Origin of the sequence: Nostoc sp. S13, assembly GCF_029379315.1 — a bacterium.
Lineage (GTDB): Bacteria > Cyanobacteriota > Cyanobacteriia > Cyanobacteriales > Nostocaceae > Nostoc.
Genome location: NZ_JAQYWQ010000039.1, coordinates 10,063 through 27,095 on the forward strand (window position 1 = coordinate 10,063; position 17,033 = coordinate 27,095).

14 protein-coding genes are annotated in these 17,033 nt (G+C 43.1%); 5 read left to right on the forward strand and 9 right to left on the reverse strand.

What is annotated here, in order from left to right:
- Nucleotides 1-112: 112 nt before the first annotated feature.
- From PUQ00_RS14380 to PUQ00_RS14405, 6 genes are all read right to left on the reverse strand, one after another.
- Nucleotides 113-733 carry a low-complexity tail membrane protein gene (locus PUQ00_RS14380; RefSeq protein ID WP_300417523.1) on the reverse strand — a complete coding sequence of 207 codons (621 nt, stop codon included), beginning with the start codon at nt 731-733 and terminating at the stop codon, nt 113-115.
- A gap of 105 nt (nt 734-838) precedes the next feature.
- Nucleotides 839-3,985 carry a translation initiation factor IF-2 gene (gene infB, locus PUQ00_RS14385; protein ID WP_300417526.1) on the reverse strand — a complete coding sequence of 1,049 codons (3,147 nt, stop codon included), beginning with the start codon at nt 3,983-3,985 and terminating at the stop codon, nt 839-841.
- Between the two features lie 485 nt (nt 3,986-4,470).
- Nucleotides 4,471-4,740, reverse strand: coding sequence for a YlxR family protein (locus PUQ00_RS14390; protein WP_300417529.1), 270 nt, complete (start codon nt 4,738-4,740; stop codon nt 4,471-4,473).
- Between the two features lie 148 nt (nt 4,741-4,888).
- Nucleotides 4,889-6,166: a transcription termination factor NusA gene (nusA, locus tag PUQ00_RS14395; RefSeq protein ID WP_300417532.1), complete on the reverse strand. Its 1,278-nt coding sequence runs from the start codon at nt 6,164-6,166 to the stop codon at nt 4,889-4,891.
- Nucleotides 6,167-6,358: 192 nt separating this feature from the next.
- A complete protein-coding gene (gene rimP, locus PUQ00_RS14400; protein WP_300417535.1) occupies nt 6,359-6,820 on the reverse strand; it encodes a ribosome maturation factor RimP in 462 nt (153 codons plus the stop codon).
- A 231-nt stretch (nt 6,821-7,051) separates the two neighbouring features.
- The gene (locus PUQ00_RS14405) at nt 7,052-8,500 is read right to left on the reverse strand and encodes a hypothetical protein (RefSeq protein WP_300417538.1); all 1,449 of its coding nucleotides are present in this window, start codon (nt 8,498-8,500) and stop codon (nt 7,052-7,054) included.
- Between the two features lie 626 nt (nt 8,501-9,126).
- Between PUQ00_RS14405 and PUQ00_RS14410 the strand changes: the two genes are divergently transcribed.
- Entirely contained in the window at nt 9,127-9,804 is a 678-nt protein-coding gene (locus tag PUQ00_RS14410; RefSeq protein ID WP_300417540.1) for a peptidoglycan-binding protein, read from the forward strand.
- 28 nt (nt 9,805-9,832) lie between these two features.
- Here PUQ00_RS14410 and PUQ00_RS14415 read toward each other — a convergent pair whose 3' ends face one another.
- Complete coding sequence (locus tag PUQ00_RS14415; RefSeq protein ID WP_300417543.1) at nt 9,833-10,726, reverse strand: hypothetical protein; 894 nt, start codon at nt 10,724-10,726, stop codon at nt 9,833-9,835.
- Between the two features lie 153 nt (nt 10,727-10,879).
- On the opposite strand from PUQ00_RS14415, the gene PUQ00_RS14420 reads away from it, so the two are divergent.
- The 3 genes from PUQ00_RS14420 (at nt 10,880) to PUQ00_RS14430 (ending at nt 11,996) form a co-directional block, all read left to right on the forward strand.
- Nucleotides 10,880-11,101 carry an AbrB/MazE/SpoVT family DNA-binding domain-containing protein gene (locus PUQ00_RS14420; protein WP_300417546.1) on the forward strand — a complete coding sequence of 74 codons (222 nt, stop codon included), beginning with the start codon at nt 10,880-10,882 and terminating at the stop codon, nt 11,099-11,101.
- A gap of 14 nt (nt 11,102-11,115) precedes the next feature.
- Complete coding sequence (locus PUQ00_RS14425) at nt 11,116-11,529, forward strand: putative toxin-antitoxin system toxin component, PIN family (protein ID WP_300417549.1); 414 nt, start codon at nt 11,116-11,118, stop codon at nt 11,527-11,529.
- A 218-nt stretch (nt 11,530-11,747) separates the two neighbouring features.
- Entirely contained in the window at nt 11,748-11,996 is a 249-nt protein-coding gene (locus PUQ00_RS14430; protein WP_300417552.1) for a hypothetical protein, read from the forward strand.
- Here the strand turns inward: PUQ00_RS14430 and PUQ00_RS14435 are convergent.
- A protein-coding gene (locus PUQ00_RS14435; RefSeq protein WP_300417619.1) for an IS630 family transposase occupies nt 11,991-12,988 on the reverse strand; the annotation gives its coding sequence in 2 pieces (ribosomal slippage) (nt 11,991-12,589 and nt 12,589-12,988; 999 coding nt in all). The two genes, PUQ00_RS14430 and PUQ00_RS14435, sit on opposite strands and share 6 nt — an antisense overlap.
- A 750-nt stretch (nt 12,989-13,738) precedes the next feature.
- A complete protein-coding gene (locus PUQ00_RS14440; protein WP_300417554.1) occupies nt 13,739-15,628 on the reverse strand; it encodes a serine/threonine-protein kinase in 1,890 nt (629 codons plus the stop codon).
- A 292-nt stretch (nt 15,629-15,920) separates the two neighbouring features.
- Here PUQ00_RS14440 and PUQ00_RS14445 point away from each other — a divergent pair, with 292 nt between their 5' ends.
- Nucleotides 15,921-16,829, forward strand: coding sequence for a DUF3365 domain-containing protein (locus PUQ00_RS14445; RefSeq protein ID WP_300417557.1), 909 nt, complete (start codon nt 15,921-15,923; stop codon nt 16,827-16,829).
- Nucleotides 16,830-17,033: the final 204 nt, after the last annotated feature.

Genomic DNA, 17,033 nt, shown 5'->3' on the forward strand with positions numbered 1-17,033 from the left:
GATTTTGGATTTTGGATTAAATTTCAATTCTTTAATCTAAAATCTAAAATTCTTACTCCCCCTGATCCTTATTTGTAACCCTTTAAAGTAAAATAATATACTTTAGGGGCTGCTACGAATCTGTATTAATCCTAAACAGGGATTGCAACAATCGGGGCACGATTTGATTAACCCGTACCCCTAAAATTGTGAAATCCTGCTTAATCTTTTCTAAAGATAATGGCTCTATGCCAGCGAATTCTGTGTCATTAGTCACCAAAACACGCATTACGCTCACAGGTATTTGTAAAAATAGATTGCTGCCTAAAAAGGCTAATCCCGCAAGCACTAGTGCAAGGCCGCGCCATTGTGGGAGAAATTTAGCTGAATTTGCTACTAATGGGGCAATTTGGTAGAGCTGCCACAGCACCCAAACCGACAATACTGATGCCACTAGGGCTAGGATACGATTTAACTTTGTATTAATTAAACAGAGAATTTTTCGCTGCCGCTCAGTCAGATTTTCTGGCTTTAGGGCTATTCCTAAAAGAGCAAATATATAAAAAGGGCGACGCAACTGCATCCATAGCAGGGGGAGAACACCAATGGCGGCAACTAACAATAGCTCCATCCAGACTGGCAAAAACGGCTCGCCTACAGACAAAAACAATAAGCAGAGGATTAAAAAAACAGGCAACGTCGCCAATCCAGCGACGTGAATCCACAAAATAGGTTCAGAGCGAAATGAATGCATGTTATAAAAAGTTGTGAGTTAGGAGTTAGGAGTTAGCAGTTAGCAGCTTTTAACTCCTAACTCCTAATTTATCACTCCTAACTTCTAACCATTTTACCCTCAACACTATCTCGTTAAGGTGAGAGTGCGGCGTTTTGTAACCATCTGATAGGCTTCGATGATGTCACCTTCAACCCAATCATTGAATTTATCTATGCCGACACCGCATTCATAACCGGCGTTGACCTCACGGGTATCTTCTTTCATCCGTTTTAAGGAGTCAAGGACGCCTTCAAAGATCACCTTACCGTTGCGTCGCACCCTGACTTTACAGTTGCGAACTAGCTTGCCAGACTGAACATAGCAACCGGCAACAGCACCACGGCCGACTGGGAAGACGGCACGTACTTCGGTTTGACCCAAGGGTTCTTCCACCAACTCTGGTTCCAAAAGACCTTCCAAGGCATCTTGGATATCTTCTAGGAGTTTGTAGATCACGTTGTATTCCCGGACATCTACACCGGCTTCATCGGCGGCTTGTCTGGCACCACTGGCGAAGGTGGTGTTGAAGCCAATAATCACAGCGTTACTAGCAGCTGCTAAGTCGATATCTGTCTCCGTGATTTCCCCAGCAGTAGCCAACAGCATCCGAATTTGGACTTCGTTTTGGGGGATTTGCTTGAGCGCTCCCACAATGGCTTCCACGGAACCTTGTACGTCTCCTTTCAAGATCAAGTTGAGTTCTTTCAACTCGCCTTCTTGTGCTTGAGCCGACAGGGTTGTCAGGGTAACACGACCCTGCAATAGGCGGGATAGGCGTTGTCTGTCTGCGCGATCGCTAGCGAGTGCTCTGGCTTCTTTTTCGTTCTGGAAGACCTCGAACTCGTCGCCTGCTGCTGGCACATCGCTTAAACCTAGTACCTCGACAGCAAAGGAAGGAGAAGCAATGTCTACTCTCTTGCTTCTGTCATCCACCATCGCCCGGACTTTACCGAAAGCCGAGCCAGCTACTAAGATATCTCCCACATGCAGGGTGCCATTCTGAATTAGCAGGGTAGCAACTGCTCCCTTGGCTTTATCCAGATGTGCTTCAATCACAGTTCCTTTGGCGGTACGATCTGGGTTGGCAGATAGTTCTCCAACCTCTGCTACTAAGAGAATCATCTCTAAGAGCGTATCCAGGTTTTCACCCCTGATGGCGCTCACGGGAACCATGATCGTCTCACCACCCCAGTCTTCTGAAGTCAGACCATACTGGGTCAGCTCTTGTTTAACCCGTTCTGGCTGTGCCCCTTCTTTGTCAATTTTGTTGATTGCAACCACAATTGGCACTCCCGCAGCTTGGGCGTGGCTAATGGCTTCAATGGTTTGGGGACGGACACCATCATCAGCAGCTACAACTAATACGGCAATGTCTGTTACCCGCGCTCCTCGTGCTCGCATAGCTGTAAAGGCTTCGTGACCGGGAGTATCCAGGAAGACTATCTGCTGCGGTTTGCCCTCATGTACGACATCCACATGGTACGCACCAATGTGTTGAGTGATACCTCCCGCTTCGCCAGCAGCCACTTTCGTTTTGCGAATCGAGTCGAGCAGGGTTGTTTTACCGTGGTCTACGTGACCCATAATTGTCACAACTGGCGGACGGCGGTGGAGATATTCTCGGTCTTCTGCGCCGACCATTTCCGTAATTTTCCGAGCTTCTGCTTCTCGCTCGGCGGTTTCGACTTCTATTTCTAGTTCTTTTCCTACCAGGGTAATTGTGGGAATATCCAGGTTTTGGGTGATACTCACTGCCATGCCTTTGAGGAACAGAATTTTTACAATTTCTGTATCAGGAACGGCTAAAACGTCAGACAGTTCTTGCACTGTCAACGGGCCTGTGATCACCACTTTTTCTGGACGGTCACGCTTTGTCTCGGCTTCTTGGCGACGGTTATGGTGATGGTCACGACTGGAACCAGACTTGGAACCAGACTTTCTCGCTCTTGCAGTTGGGGCGCTAGCAAGGATTGCGCCTGGCATCTGTACAGGCCGAGTCGCTTTGGGTTTCGGAGGACGGGCGATGGAAAGGCTGACTTGGACGGTGGCTGGTGAGTCGAGATCGTCATCATCCAGCAAATCTTCTTCAAACTCATCATCAAGTATCGGCTTGATCCGCTTGCCTTTGACGCCAGCTTTAGCCTTCTCTTTAACTTCGTCAATAATTTCCTCTTCTACCCATTTTTTGCCACCTTTGGTTGGGCGAGGCGGACTTGGGCGTTTCAAATCGAGGAGATCAGGTGCGACTGGATCATCACCTAATCCTTCAGATTTGCCCGCTATTCCTGACATCTGTCTGGGTGGAGTAGCGATCGGCATTGCGGCTGCTGATTCACCTGGACGTGCTGGCCTTGGTCGTTGCCCCTCGCCTAGTTGTGACGGTGCAGATGGTCTATTGCCTCTCTGCTCTGGTCTGCTGGGTGAAGGAGTAGGACGACTTGTTCTTTGTGGTGCAGCTTGTGGGGACTGGTCAGTTGGCAGTTTAGCAACTTTTGGCTTAATTTGCTCGCGATCGCCTTCGACGGGTCGTAGCCGTTGGTCACGTTTGAGGATCGGTTTGTCTGCCTGAGATGCCTGCTCATCTACTACCTGGGCTTCTTCCGCCGCAGGTCTTGCTGGAGGGGCAACTAGTTGCGGTTTTTGAGGTTTTTCCGGTTTCGGTCTGGGTGGAACTATTTTTTCCGGTTTTTGCCCTGCTATTTTTTCCGATGCCTGATCTTGATTAGGCGTTTGTTCCAAGTCTATGACAGGAGGTTGCTCTTGGGTCTCAGATTGATTCCGGGGTACAGGTCGAGTTGGTGCCGTCGGCTTCATGGGTGAGACTGGTGTAGCAAAAGGCCGTGGAGGAGAGGGAGGATTAGCTTCAGACAAGGCTGCTTGGGTATTGTTAGCAAGTGACGCCTCTGGGGCGTTGGAGGTAGTATTTCTCAATATTTTGGGTTTGCGTATTTCCAAAATTTGCTGTTTGTGGGGTGCAGCAGGTCGGTTACGTCCGCCGTTCGGTGATGAATTTGGCTTATGGCTGGTTGTACCTAGTTCCTTTTTGGCCGACACATTCGTAGCTGCTAGTTTTTCTGCTGCCGCGCGAATGTTTTCTGCCTCGGATTCTGAAATCGTGCTGCTATGACTTTTGACCGAGATGCTGAGCTGCTCGCAAATTGCTAATAGCTCTTTATTATCCAAATTCAATTCCTTTGATAATTCATAGATTCTAACTTTGCCGTTGTTCATCCACTCTTCCCCTTTAAATTACAGTTTTAGCGGATGGTTGCCTGGTTTGCGACATCTCCATCCTTCGATTACTGTTTTTAGGTTGCCGTTCAGTTTTTGCCGGTGCCTCCAATCAGGAAAGAGAGATGTTTCGGTTTAATAATGGCATCTCCACCAGGAATGATGGTTGAGGGACACCCATAAAAATTTCTTAAATAAAAGATTTTTATGGGAACCCTTGAAGCCGAACTGCGCCTGGGCGCTACCAGGTTGCCATTTTTTTGTAGTTCCTTGTTTTGTTGATTCTGAGTCTTCCACAACACAATCGAGTACATCTTGATTCTGGGAATGTTGCCTCGCCCCTCTTAATTATTCGAGAGGCGAATGCCTTTTACACCCATTTACTATTTTGGCACTAACCTTAACGATCAACAGAGGGTGTGATGAAAGCGCGACTTCGGCTTTCGCACAATTCCTCTGGTAATGACGCTACAAAGTTGTTCCAACTAAATTCGGTTTTGGGTATTACTGCGGGCTAGACGTTGCGACAAGCTTTGGTACAGTGTTTCTGGCACTGATGCATGTAGCGATCGCCCTAGTCGATTTTTTTTTTGAGCCGCTTGTAAGCAACTCGTTTCGGGACAAATATAGGCAGAACGCCCCATGCCCTGATCTAATTGTACCTTTCCCGATGGAAAGACGCGGACAATCCGCCAAAACTGATCTTTTGAGCCTACTTTTCGGCAACTAATACAGCGCCGATAATTTGGTTTCATCGATTCTCTGTGATTTCACTCCAGCATTCTGGGTGTAAAAAGAAGTTTATTATTACTATTTTTTACTTATACCAAGTAGCTTTTGAGAAAATAATCCTTGAGACTGAGACTACAATCAACAGTATCAAAACTTTACAAAATTAATCAATTATTCATCATCGTTACTATCAAAACTATCCTCCTCTTCTAATTCCTCCTGATTTTCATCGTCTAATTCATCCTCAAAGTCAAGATCATCTTCCTCTGATTGATATTTTGCTCTGACACCTGCAAATTTGGCATCCTCTCCTGCATAGTCATACTTAGCTTTGTCTTTGATGTCAATTTTCCAACCAGTCAGACGGGCTGCCAAACGGACATTTTGTCCTTCTTTGCCAATGGCCAAACTCAGTTGATCTTCAGCCACGAGTACGTGAGTTTGCCGAGTTTCTGGGTCCATTAAGCGCACTTCATCCACCCGTGCAGGACTTAAGGCATTAGCGATATATGTTGCTGGGTCTGGCGACCAGCGAATTACATCTATTTTTTCACCGCGTAATTCGTTAACTACCACTTGAATTCGCGATCCCCTGGCTCCGATACAAGCGCCTACTGGGTCTACATCGCGATCAAGAGTATCTACTGCTATTTTAGTCCGGGGGCCTACATAACGGGAAGGGGGGTTTGCCTCCCTAGCTACGGCAACAATCCGTACCACTTCATCTTCGATTTCTGGGACTTCGTTGGCAAACAGATAAACCACCAAACCAGCATCCGCACGAGACACAAGCAACTGTGGCCCTCGTTGCTGACCTTGAGAGACTTTTTTAAGATATACCTTGAAAGTGGCATTTGCCCGATAATTATCGTTGGGCAGCTGTTCCCGCTTCGGTAACTCGGCTTCTACTTCTGGCTGGCCAAAGCCACTGCTAACAGCCAGAACCACCGATTGCCGCTCAAACCGCAGGACTCTTGCTTGCAGGACAGTTCCTTCTAAATCTTGGAACTCTTCTTGCACCATTTGGCGCTGTTGATCCCGTAATTTTTGTGCCAGTACCTGCTTGGTTTGCATCGCCGCCATCCGACCAAATTCTCCTTGATCGGGGGTAACATCCAGTACTACAGAGTCCCCTAACTGCGCTTCGGGAGCTACTTGTTGAACTTCATCTAGGGAAATCTGATGGTCTGTGTTATTAACTTCCTCAACAATGGTTTTGGTAGAAAGAACGCGAAATCCTTCTCCTTCAATATCCAGTTCTACTTCAAAATTCTCAAAATAATCTTCGTCAAACTGTTTGCGCTCTAAATTTTGGGCGCGACGATAACGTTCGTAGCCTTTAAGTAATGCTTCTCTAATAGCTGATTGAACTGCAAGACGGGGTAAATTCCGATCGCGACTTATACTTTCAATTAATTCTTTTAATCCAGGTAAAGTAACCATTGACATAAGCAATCTCCTTTAAAAATTAGGGAGTCGGGAGTCGGGAGTCGGGAGTCGGGAGTCGGGAGTGAAAACTACGCATTAGATAGAGCTAGAGATTAGAGAATAGTTTTGCACTAGCCCCTAATCTCTAGCCCTTAGTTCCTAACCTCTAGCCCCTAAACTCTAGTCTCTAACTCCTAAGCCCTAGCCCTTTGTTTATCGGCGCTCGTCTAGCTGCACCTTAGTAATTAGGGAGCGGGGAATTTCGACTACACGACCTTTTTGATTTAAGTAAAGTGCTGTTTCATCCCGGCGAATCAACTGACCAGTCCACTCTTGTTGTCCGTCGTAGGGTGGCGAGGTGGAGATAATGACAGGAAATCCTTTAAAGGAAATAAACTCCCTGTCTGTTACTAATTGCCGCGAAATACCAGGACTAGACACTTCCAAGACATAGGCATCTGGAACGATTTCCGCAGCATCTAAGGAGGCTTCTAAAGCACGGCTCATCCTCTCACAATCATTCAACCCAGTGTCTTGCTGAGGATTGCGAATGTCTACCCGCAACACTGGTGGACTTTGGTTAGTGTGAAAAACCACGCCAACTACTTCCAATCCCAGTTCTTCTGCCACTGGTGTCGCCAAATCAATAATTTGTGGAATTAAAGGATGAGCCATGAGAGAATTCAATAAAAAAAGTGGGCATCGACCCACTTCCTGCGATAGGTATATCTTCCAAGAAGTCTTGTGACGAACCAATAATGATTCGCCTAATTCGAGTTTAGCGCATTTCTTTTACAGTCGCGCATTGGGCAATTCAATTTTAGATTTGAGATTTGAGATTTTGGATTTTGGATTAAATTTCAATTCTTTAATCTAAAATCTAAAATTCTTACTCCCCTGCTGTTTCTATCCTCGGCCTATTTCTGGCAGAGTAGTGCCTTTATCAACTACTGCTGGAACTGATACTTGTGTTCGTAGCTGCCTGGTTTGCTCGATAATTTGGTCTATGTCTTCTTGGGACAAACGCTGGACGTAGTTGAGTTTGATTTCCTCTAAGAAGTCAAAAAGTAAACTCTGAATTTCTGAAAGTACGTGTTTTTCCTTTATTTCCGCTCCCAAGGCGTCGCTGAAGCTTTGTACGAGTTGACTGGTGAGTTTTGCTCCCACAGGATCTTTAACAGCGCTAACTAAAGTTTTGTAAAGATTAGTTGTGATTTGGGTTGCCAATTGTTCACTTAATTGGGTTTGGGCCTTTCCCATGCCAGGGAGGTTCTGGAGGTTGCGGTAGACGGGGATTTGCTCAAAGACGGTTTCGATATTGTGGCGCAAAATGGCAACGATCGCAGGTTGGATTTCGGGTAGCACTTGGTAGACAATTGTTTTTACCAAAAGACCTGCGATCGCTTCTACTTCATTCACATTATTAATATCTATGTAGGGACGTAAATTTTCCTGTTGTGAGAGCCAACCCGTTAACTCACCGCGTCTAATTGAACCCTGAACCTGATTAATTACTCTCACCACGACAATTTCTGTAAGTTCTTCGGCAAAATTGGCGACAATCCCTTGATTAATTTGCTTTCGCACTGGATGCAGATTAAATAACCGCGCTTGATCGAGGCGAATTAATACAGGTATGATTCGCAATCCCCGCCAAAATGGTAGTAGTAAAAATAAATCGTACCAACGCCATAATACTGCTTCCAACCAGCTAAAACCAGGATGTTGGCGTCTGAGCAAGAAAGTACGCCCCAGCAATTCTACGCCAAATAAAATCACAAAGGGTAAGTCAATCATCCAGAAATCATCAACAAATTCGCCATTTTCCCCGATTTGGCGGTAGTAGTTAGAGGCAATCAAAGGGCGGATGCTTTGGTTGAAAAAATTATTTTCTTGATCCCAGCCTTTTTGGGTTAAGTATGGTTGACTCCAAAAAGTGGCAAAGGACTGTTTTGCAGATTCCTTACCGATGCGATCGCGCATTCTATTTTTGATTTTTTCCAGAGTCCCACTCTTATTCACTCCCGCAAATGGATTGCTGTCAATCATCTCGCTACTAAGACGACTTATTTGTATTAGCTTGCTATTTACCTGAGACGACTGTAACCCTGTTTGCTTGACTTGTTCTTCTAATGCGTCTACTGTTTCTAGATAACTTTTTGTGTCTCGATGAGCTTCAATACCTTTTATTGGGTCATAAATCTTAATAATTTGGGGAAGTTTTCGCAAGTATAAATATCGCCAGGGTACGTAACTAAAATTAAACAAAACTAAAGCTAAATTTACTGTGGCAGTAATTGCCATAAATCTTTCAAACCAAAGATGACGCTGCTTAGGAGATTTTATGTCTTTCATGTTTTGTCATATATTATACATTTTGTGAATATTTGGAATATAAGCTCTTTCATTTATTAATTTTCGGCTCTTTCCAAGAAATTACAGCAATTTGGAGTTGAGTAGACCCCAGGCGCATATCTGTCATGGGTGTCAACTTAACGTTAAAAGGGCGTGTTGGCGAATTTATAAAGAATTTAACCCATCAGCCTCAATCCATCTTAATTTCTTTAATTTCAGTGCGTTTCAAAGCACTTTAGCTTTTAGCCCGCAATTTCTTGCAGGGCGAGAAACCAACGCAAAACCAATGTTTTAGAGATTGGGTTTAATCCATCGTGAATTGACCAACAGCTTCATAAAATTCTCCCAGGCTCTAAGTTGACACAGACACATATCTGTGCATCCATACTGTAATTTAGTGTTCAAGAGTGTATTCGATTCAAATGATAACTATCGCTGCTAATACAAGATACTTCTTTGGATAGATGACATAAAGTAGGTTTTGTATATAAAGCTAAATTTCACAAAAATAAATTACAAATTATTCAAAAATCATTAAATAATCGCGAAAAAAGTTATTAAACAAACTTAAAATGCAGCTGTTAACCTTTATAATCCTGCTGATTTAATCCAAAGGAGTTTTAAGTATGTGGTGTGGGTTTGGAAAATCAAGCGCGACCTTTGCTGTTACTTGCCTGATAACTGCTAGTGTAGTAATTGCAGACACAGGTTTCGCAGCTTCTCAACGTAGCTATACGCCCCAGCAGTTCCGTGCTGTATTGCGGGGGTTAGGCTATAACGTCAAGGTAACAAATAGTGCTTTGACAGATGAGGAAACTAAAAAGGCAATTCGTGAATTTCAGACGGGTTATAAGCTAAAACCAGTTGATGGGATAGCGGGGCCAAAAACCCAAAACTTTGCTGCTAACATCGTTCAAATTCTGCACAAAAATTTGAATGCAGTGGTGAAGCCAAATCCTCCCCTCCCGCGCGATCATTTTTATGGTTCACAGACGGAAGCAGTGGTGAAGGAGTATCAGAAGAAATATCAGTTGCAAGAAACTGGAATTGCTAATTTAGCACTCCGCCAAAAGCTGAATGAAGAAGCAAAGACACTCTTCAGTCAGCCGACGGCTAAACCAACGGCTACACCAACAGCTAAACCGACGACTAAACCGACGACTAAACCGACGGCTAAACCGACGACTAAACCGATGTCTACACCGATGTCTACACCGATGTCTACCCCGATGTCTACACCGATGTCTACACCGATGTCTACACCGATGTCTACACCGATGTCTACACCGACAGCTACACCCTAGTCGCCACGAAAATTCCTACCTCAAAGCCTCAAGTCATCTGATTTGGTTCTTCTAAGGGTCTGCCCTTGGGTGTCGGTAGAATTGGACGGCGGTCATTGTAAGGCATAGGAATGTACTGCACGCTGGGTCGCCCTCCTTGTGGTTGTGGGTACAGATCCATGAGATCATAAATAGAATGGGGCAGTCCGACGGTTACGGGCAGCCCCATTTCTGTTGCTTCCTCAATAGTTATGGGATAGTCGTGGGTGACGCGCCCAGTTGTCAGGGCTTCGATAATCGATTCGATATTTTCTGGCATAACTTTTTGTTTGGGTATACTGTCTTTTAGCAAAGTTCGCACAAATCGCTGTACCTGCTGAATTGCTTTGCGTGAGAGGTCGGCCATAATTAGAGTTTGGTCATCAATCTCACTGATAGGTTTATCTTCAACTACTTTCAGGATACTGGCTGCGGGATAATTACCCAATTGGGGATCAACTGGCCCCAAGACAGCGTTAGCATCCATAATAATTTCATCAGAGGCGATCGCCAGCATAGTACCGCCACTCATGGCATAGTGGGGTACAAAGACTGTGACTTTTGCTTGGTGGCGAATTAATGCTCTGGCGATTTGTTCCGTAGCCAAAACCAAACCACCAGGAGTGTGCAAAATTAAATCAATTGGCACATCTGGGGGTGTGAGGCGAATTGCTCGCAGTATCTGTTCTGAGTCTTCAATAGTAATGTAGCGAGATATGGGAATTCCCAGAAAGCTAAGGGACTCTTGGCGGTGAATCAGCAAAATCACCCGACTTTTGCGTTCCTGCTGGAATTGTTCTAAAGCACGCAAACGCCGATATTCTATTTGACGTTTTTGCCAAAGGGGTTGCAAAGAAGTCAGAGCGAGAAAAATCCAGAATAAATCACCAATACCAAAGCCCATAAAATTTATTGTTCAAAAATCACAGTTGCCGTCATTATTGTCACAAATTTGGGGCGATCGCATTTCTATCTGTAGGTTTAATTTAGTAAGGTAAGATGTATATACTCAAGTAAGGAATCCTTACTTTTGATAGCAAATGCTAGGAGGCAAGTTATGCTCGCCAAGTTAACTTCTAAGAATCAACTAACGTTGCCTAAAAGTATTACTCGTGAAATCGGGGAGGCTGAGTATTTTGAGGTAAAGGTGGAGGGGGGGAAAATTATTCTGACTCCTGTAAAAATTCATCGGGCTGATGCGGTTCGGTCTAAGCTGGCGGATTTAGGGCTGAGTGAGCAGGATGTGGCTGATGCGGTGGCTTGGGCGCGTCAGTCGTAATGGTTTGTCCACGGGTGGTAATTGATACTAATATCATCATCTCGGCGCTGATATTTGGGGGCAGAGTATCTAGGCTTCGTTTGGCATGGCAAGACCATCTCTTCACTCCCCTGGTTTCTAAAGCGACAACGAGTGAGTTAATCCGAGTGCTGGCTTATCCAAAGTTTAAGCTCACGCCAACTGAGCAAGAAGATTTACTATCGGATTACATACTCTTTTGTGAAGCTGTAACGATGCCCGACCGCTTGCCTGTAATTCCTGAATGTCGTGACCCGTTTGATGTGCCTTTTTTACTTTTGGCTATGGTCAGTGAGGGGGATTATCTCGTGACGGGTGATTGCGATTTACTCAGTCTAAAAGATAATTTTTCTTGCCCGATTATCACGGCTGAAGATTTTCTAAATGTTATTGATGGTCAGTCACCCTAATTTTTCCGGTGATGCTGTAGGTTTAAAATTCACTAATCACACTATGATTCTTTTGTACAGTGCCTAAGTCGGATTTTTTCTAAAACTTAATATTATTAATAATTGAGAAGCATATTACACTTTTTGCGTAAAAAAAAGAGAGTTAAGTATATAGCCACCTGCAAAAATTGAAATTTGCAAGAGCTTTAACCAACTCGTTCTATTGAACAGGAGTAAATATGGAAACTGAACCCAACGACGGTTTTGGCACTGCCACTCCCACAGGTGTAGGCTTCGGATTCAGAGATGGTTTTCCAGACCCGGGATTTGCTTCCTATGCATCTTATGGGAACAATATTGGTGCTGGAGACAACGACTACTTCTACTTATATGCTAAAAGGGGAAATACAATTTCCATAAACACCTCTGGTAGAGGTTCCTACGCTGATGATGTGGATACGACTATAGCAATCCTAAATGATTCATGAGAAAACACCAGATTCGTGGAGCTTTGGAAAGTCAAAAATTTGACAGCTTACTGATAGCTCAAATAAAGCCTTGACTACAGAGAAAGAATGACAGAAAAAATAAAACTCTCGAATTAATCTTTTCGCCTGCAACCAAATATCTTCTACAGGATTTTGTTGTGGTGCATTTGGAGCAAAACGTTCACAAGTTATCAACCAGTGTTCAGATTCCAGATGCCTATTTAACGAGTCTAAATAATCTTTTATTTGCTGCAATCTATGGTAGCTTGCACCATCCCAAACAATTAAAATATTTGCTCCTGGACGTTGAGAGCGAAGATATTTTAGAAAATTAATCGTGTTTTCAGAGTCACCTTTTTTAGCTGGATAAGTTATAAATTCCTTTGTCTTGTAATCTAATCCACCGAAATATGTTTGTTTATAACGAGCATTTACTACTGGTATTGATACTCGTTCACTAGTTTTTCCCCAAACATACCCTATTATGTCTCCCCAAAGTAGATGACATTCATCAACCATGAACACAACTAGCTCTCCCGACTCTATTTCGGCTCGTCGGGCTGACAATAACTCACAAATCTCTTTTTTTTTGACGCTACCTTATCTGGCTCATATTTTGGATTATGAGCTTGGCTTTTTTTCCAACTAATACGTGCTTCCTTAAATAAATCGTAGTAGCTTTGTTTTGAATCGAAAGCAACTCCATACTTGGATGCAATCTGATACTCTAATTCCTTAATAGTCCATGATTGTTTTGTTAAAAGCCATTCAATTATCTCTACATGTTGTTGTTGGTTTAAAATTCCAATGCTTCCTTTATATGCTAACTTTAAACCCTCAACCCCATGAAGAAAAAATGCCTTTTTATACTTACTGATCAAGCCAGATGAAACGCCTAGTATTGGCATAATCGCCTCATGCTTGTGTCCTGAGAGTAACATCTTGACTGCAATCGCTCGTTTGACTTCACGCTTGTCTTGGCTATTTTCGATAAACTCTGTTAGCGATACCTTCGGTGAGCTTCGCTAACGCATCCACATTGCCACAACCCCTTTATAGTCGCAAATAGTACTTATCTTCTTTTCAGTATTTTCTCACGAATGATTCAGGATTGCTATATAACACTCTTTAATGCGTACTACTCACAAATAGGCTTTGATAACAATAGTGGAAAAGGACTTAACAGCTCATTAACCTACAAGGTTCCACTAGATGGCTACTACTACTTTGATGTAGCGGGATATTTGGGTGATAAAGGCAATTACGATATTAGCGTCAATTTGACGATTTAAATGGGATTGCTTCGCTCGCAATGACGGGTTTTGGATCATTTATTTTTTGGAACACTCTTAATATGAAGCGATTGACATTGTGTGGTTCATTTCCAAAGGTTCGTCCCCGGTATCGATTATTTCTACTAGTCGCCTAGCTGTGTTTTTAGCAATCCGCTTGCAATACTCCTCAGATGAAGTACATCCTCAAAGTTGAAAGCATTTATATATAAAAGACCTCTTGCAAAAATAAATTATGGTAAAATTGGAGATTTTAAAAATTTGCTTTCTATCTCTATCAGACATCCCAATGAGGTAACAAAAGTTCTCTGTATAGATTCTGATATGGATTTTTTATAAAATACCCAATCATACCACAAAATAATTATGCAAGAGGTCTAAAGTCTAGGTCTACCTCGCCAGGATAGGAAACGCTACATAAATTACGAATTACGAATTACGAATTATTTATTACCCCCGTCGCCAAATCTTGATAGTGTCATCATCACCACCGCTAACGAGGGTTTGGCCATCGAGACTGAAAGCAACGCATCTAACATAGTTAGAATGCCCTGTAAGTGTGGTGATTTCTCTACCACTCTGTACGTGCCACAGTTTGATAGTGTTGTCCCAACTACCACTAGCAAGAAATTGCCCATCTTGGCTAAAAGCGACTGACCAAACTGAATCAGAATGACCACTGAGAGTACGAATTTCTCTACCTGTATTTACATGCCACAGCTTAATCGTGTTGTCAGCACTACCACTGGCGAGAAATTCCCCATCCTGGCTGAAGGCGATACAGTTGACGAAGAAAGAATGACCTATAAGTATACAAATGTTCCTGCCTGTGTATACTTGCCACAGTTTGACGGTGTAATCATTACTGCCACTAGCCACCAGCTGTCTATCCTTGCTATTCGTTGTCAGTGTTCTCGGAGAGTAGGCGACTGAGGAAACTGAGTCAGAATGACCTGTGATAGTTTTGATTTCTATGCCAGTGTGTACCTGCCACAGTTTGATTGTGCAGTCAGCACTGCCGCTAACCAGAAACTTGCCATCTGGACTAAAGGCAACGGAATTCACCCAATTAGCATGACCAATGAGAGTACGAATTTCTTTGCCTGTGTTTACATCCCAAAATTTGATCGTGTTATCCCAACTACCGCTAGCCAAAATCCCCCGGTTCAGGTCTGTAACTCCCGCAGATTTGCCGAACTCACCTTGATAAGAAAGGTTTGAGGAGATTGGGCTAAAGGCGACGGAATGAACCATATTGGAATGACCAGAAAACCAACGACCCAGTTGACGCACTAGTTTGCCAGTACCCACTTGCCAAAGTTTGATAGTCTTGTCATTACTACCACTAGCAATAAATTGGCCGTCTGAACTAATGGCGATCGCATGAACCATACTAGAATGACCTTTGATCGTCTGTACACATTGCCACTTCTGTTGATCTAATACAACAGGTTGAGGTGGTTTAAGTCTAGGCGTTATCACTAAAGTAGATGATATTGCTGTTACATACTCTTGATTATCAGGGCCCAATAAATCCAACCACTCCTGCACAGACTGAGGACGATAGGTTGACTCCAAATCCATGCCGCAGATAATAGCCTGATTGACCCTGTTGCTGATGTTGGGATTAAAATATTGTGGTGGTTCTAAATTAATATTGTGACGCCGATCATCTGCACTTGTCGGTATAACGGCGGTAAGCAAATTATACAAGGTAGCAGCTAGGGCGTAAATATCAATGTATTCTCCTCGTGGCGCTTCTGATTCATACTGCTCAGGTGGGGCAAAACCAGGAGTGCGATACACCGTATGCCTTTGAATCATATTAGGAATAAATTCTCTAGCAATGCCAAAGTCTATCAGCACTGCTTCTGATTTCTCAATGCGGATCATAATGTTACGTGGTTTGAGATCCCGATGCAGCAGTCCTTTAGAGTGGATTAGTGTCAAAGCCTCGCCAATTTGCCGGATGTACAGCAGCGCTTCTGCTTCTAATAGCACCCCCATCCGTCTCAGATACTGTGCTAAGTCTTCCCCTTCGATGTACTCCATCACCATGCAGGGCAAATTTCCCTCATCAAAGATGGTTTCTATCTGTACTATATGAGGATGGTGACACACAGCCAGCCGAACTGCTTCATCACGGAAGTCTTGCCGTAACTTGTTTCGGTGGAGTATCCAAGCTGGGTGATTTAGAATTTCTTCTTTGAGGGTTTTAATCACTCGCAGTTGATTCCGTTGATTTCTGGCAAGATAAGTAATGCCAATTCCGCCTTCGCCTAATTGGTTTTCGATAATGTAGCGTCCACCGAATAAAGACTTTCCTGCATTCCACACCATTAGTAATATTTGACAATTTCTGGTATTTATTTTGGCACGGGATCAAAACAGCCAACAGGAATTTTTGCAAATTCAATTTTGTTTTGCTGTTATAGCTTTTTGGAATTTAATTACTTAAAGAACATTTTCATTAACCTCAACAATTATTAATATAAAGTTGGATATACCCTAATAGTTTTAACTAAACTATCACCTTTACAATAAAATCTTTAATTGATTGCTTATGCTAGAGTCAACGATGACTTTAGCCATATTTTGTCATAATAATTTGACGTGTAGATAATCAGAAATTATGCTAAAGAATCTCAATCTGAAACAAAAATTTACAATTTTGCTATTAGTAATTTTAACATTCGGTTTGAGCTTGAGTGGATTAGCTCTTTCTTCTCTGCTTAGGGAGAATGCCAAACAAGATATTAGCTCAACTGCTCTCATGCTCATGGAAACAATGAGTTCTGTTCGTAAATATACCAGTACTCAAGTGAATCCAGAGCTAGCTGATAAATTGGCTACTGAGTTTTTGCCGCAAAGTGTGCCTGCATACTCAGCCCGGGAAGTCTTTGAGATTTTACGGAAAACAACAGACTACCGTGACTTTTTTTATAAAGAAGCAACTCTCAATCCCACAAATCTTCGGGATAAGGCTGACGGTTTTGAAACGGAAATTGTAGAAAGGTTCCAAAATAAATCAGACCTTAAAGAAGTGAGTGGATTTCGCTCAATTCCTGGTGGAGATATCTTTTATATCGCTCGTCCCTTGCCCGTTTCTGAAGAAAGCTGTCTGAAGTGTCATAGTGTACCCGAAGCTGCACCTCAAAGTATGATTACTCAATACGGTACAGCTAATGGATTTGGGTGGAAGCTTAATCAAATTATCGGCGCTCAGATTATATCAGTACCTGCGAATAAGGTGATCAAAAAAGCTAATCAGTCTTCCTTACTAATTATCCTAATTGTATCAACTATTTTTATCGCGACTATCCTGTTAGTCAATCTTTTCTTGAATCGACAAGTTGTTATGCCTCTCAAACGCATGACTCGCATAGCCGAAGAAGTTAGTACCGGACATATGGAAGTTGAATTTGAACAGATGTCTAATGATGAAATTGGTAATTTAGCTAAAGCCTTTAAACGGATGCAATTAAGTTTAGAAATGGCAATGAAAAGAATCAAACGCACTCAGGGAGGTACAGGGGATTAAAGTAATTCGTAATTAAGTTTTATAACAGCGATTTAGCGCTAACAGAGCGCCGGTTTCCGGCGCTCTGTTAGCGCAGCGTTAGCGACGCAGGAACGTCACTTTGTAAGAGACACCCCGCCACAAAAGTTGCGGCTTGTTAGTTGCCGAGGACTTAAACTTACCGAATTTGTTAAAAATTATCTCTAAATTCGTAGTGTCTAAATA

What these genes read in the sequence shown, in the direction of transcription:
- PUQ00_RS14380 (WP_300417523.1), bottom strand. Translation starts at nt 733, where the DNA reads ATGCATTCATTTCGCTCTGAACCTATTTTGTGGATTCACGTCGCTGGA.
- infB (WP_300417526.1), bottom strand. Translation starts at nt 3,985, where the DNA reads ATGAACAACGGCAAAGTTAGAATCTATGAATTATCAAAGGAATTGAAT.
- PUQ00_RS14390 (WP_300417529.1), bottom strand. Translation starts at nt 4,740, where the DNA reads ATGAAACCAAATTATCGGCGCTGTATTAGTTGCCGAAAAGTAGGCTCA.
- nusA (WP_300417532.1), bottom strand. Translation starts at nt 6,166, where the DNA reads ATGTCAATGGTTACTTTACCTGGATTAAAAGAATTAATTGAAAGTATA.
- rimP (WP_300417535.1), bottom strand. Translation starts at nt 6,820, where the DNA reads ATGGCTCATCCTTTAATTCCACAAATTATTGATTTGGCGACACCAGTG.
- PUQ00_RS14405 (WP_300417538.1), bottom strand. Translation starts at nt 8,500, where the DNA reads ATGAAAGACATAAAATCTCCTAAGCAGCGTCATCTTTGGTTTGAAAGA.
- PUQ00_RS14410 (WP_300417540.1), top strand. Translation starts at nt 9,127, where the DNA reads ATGTGGTGTGGGTTTGGAAAATCAAGCGCGACCTTTGCTGTTACTTGC.
- PUQ00_RS14415 (WP_300417543.1), bottom strand. Translation starts at nt 10,726, where the DNA reads ATGGGCTTTGGTATTGGTGATTTATTCTGGATTTTTCTCGCTCTGACT.
- PUQ00_RS14420 (WP_300417546.1), top strand. Translation starts at nt 10,880, where the DNA reads ATGCTCGCCAAGTTAACTTCTAAGAATCAACTAACGTTGCCTAAAAGT.
- PUQ00_RS14430 (WP_300417552.1), top strand. Translation starts at nt 11,748, where the DNA reads ATGGAAACTGAACCCAACGACGGTTTTGGCACTGCCACTCCCACAGGT.
- PUQ00_RS14440 (WP_300417554.1), bottom strand. Translation starts at nt 15,628, where the DNA reads ATGGTGTGGAATGCAGGAAAGTCTTTATTCGGTGGACGCTACATTATC.
- PUQ00_RS14445 (WP_300417557.1), top strand. Translation starts at nt 15,921, where the DNA reads ATGCTAAAGAATCTCAATCTGAAACAAAAATTTACAATTTTGCTATTA.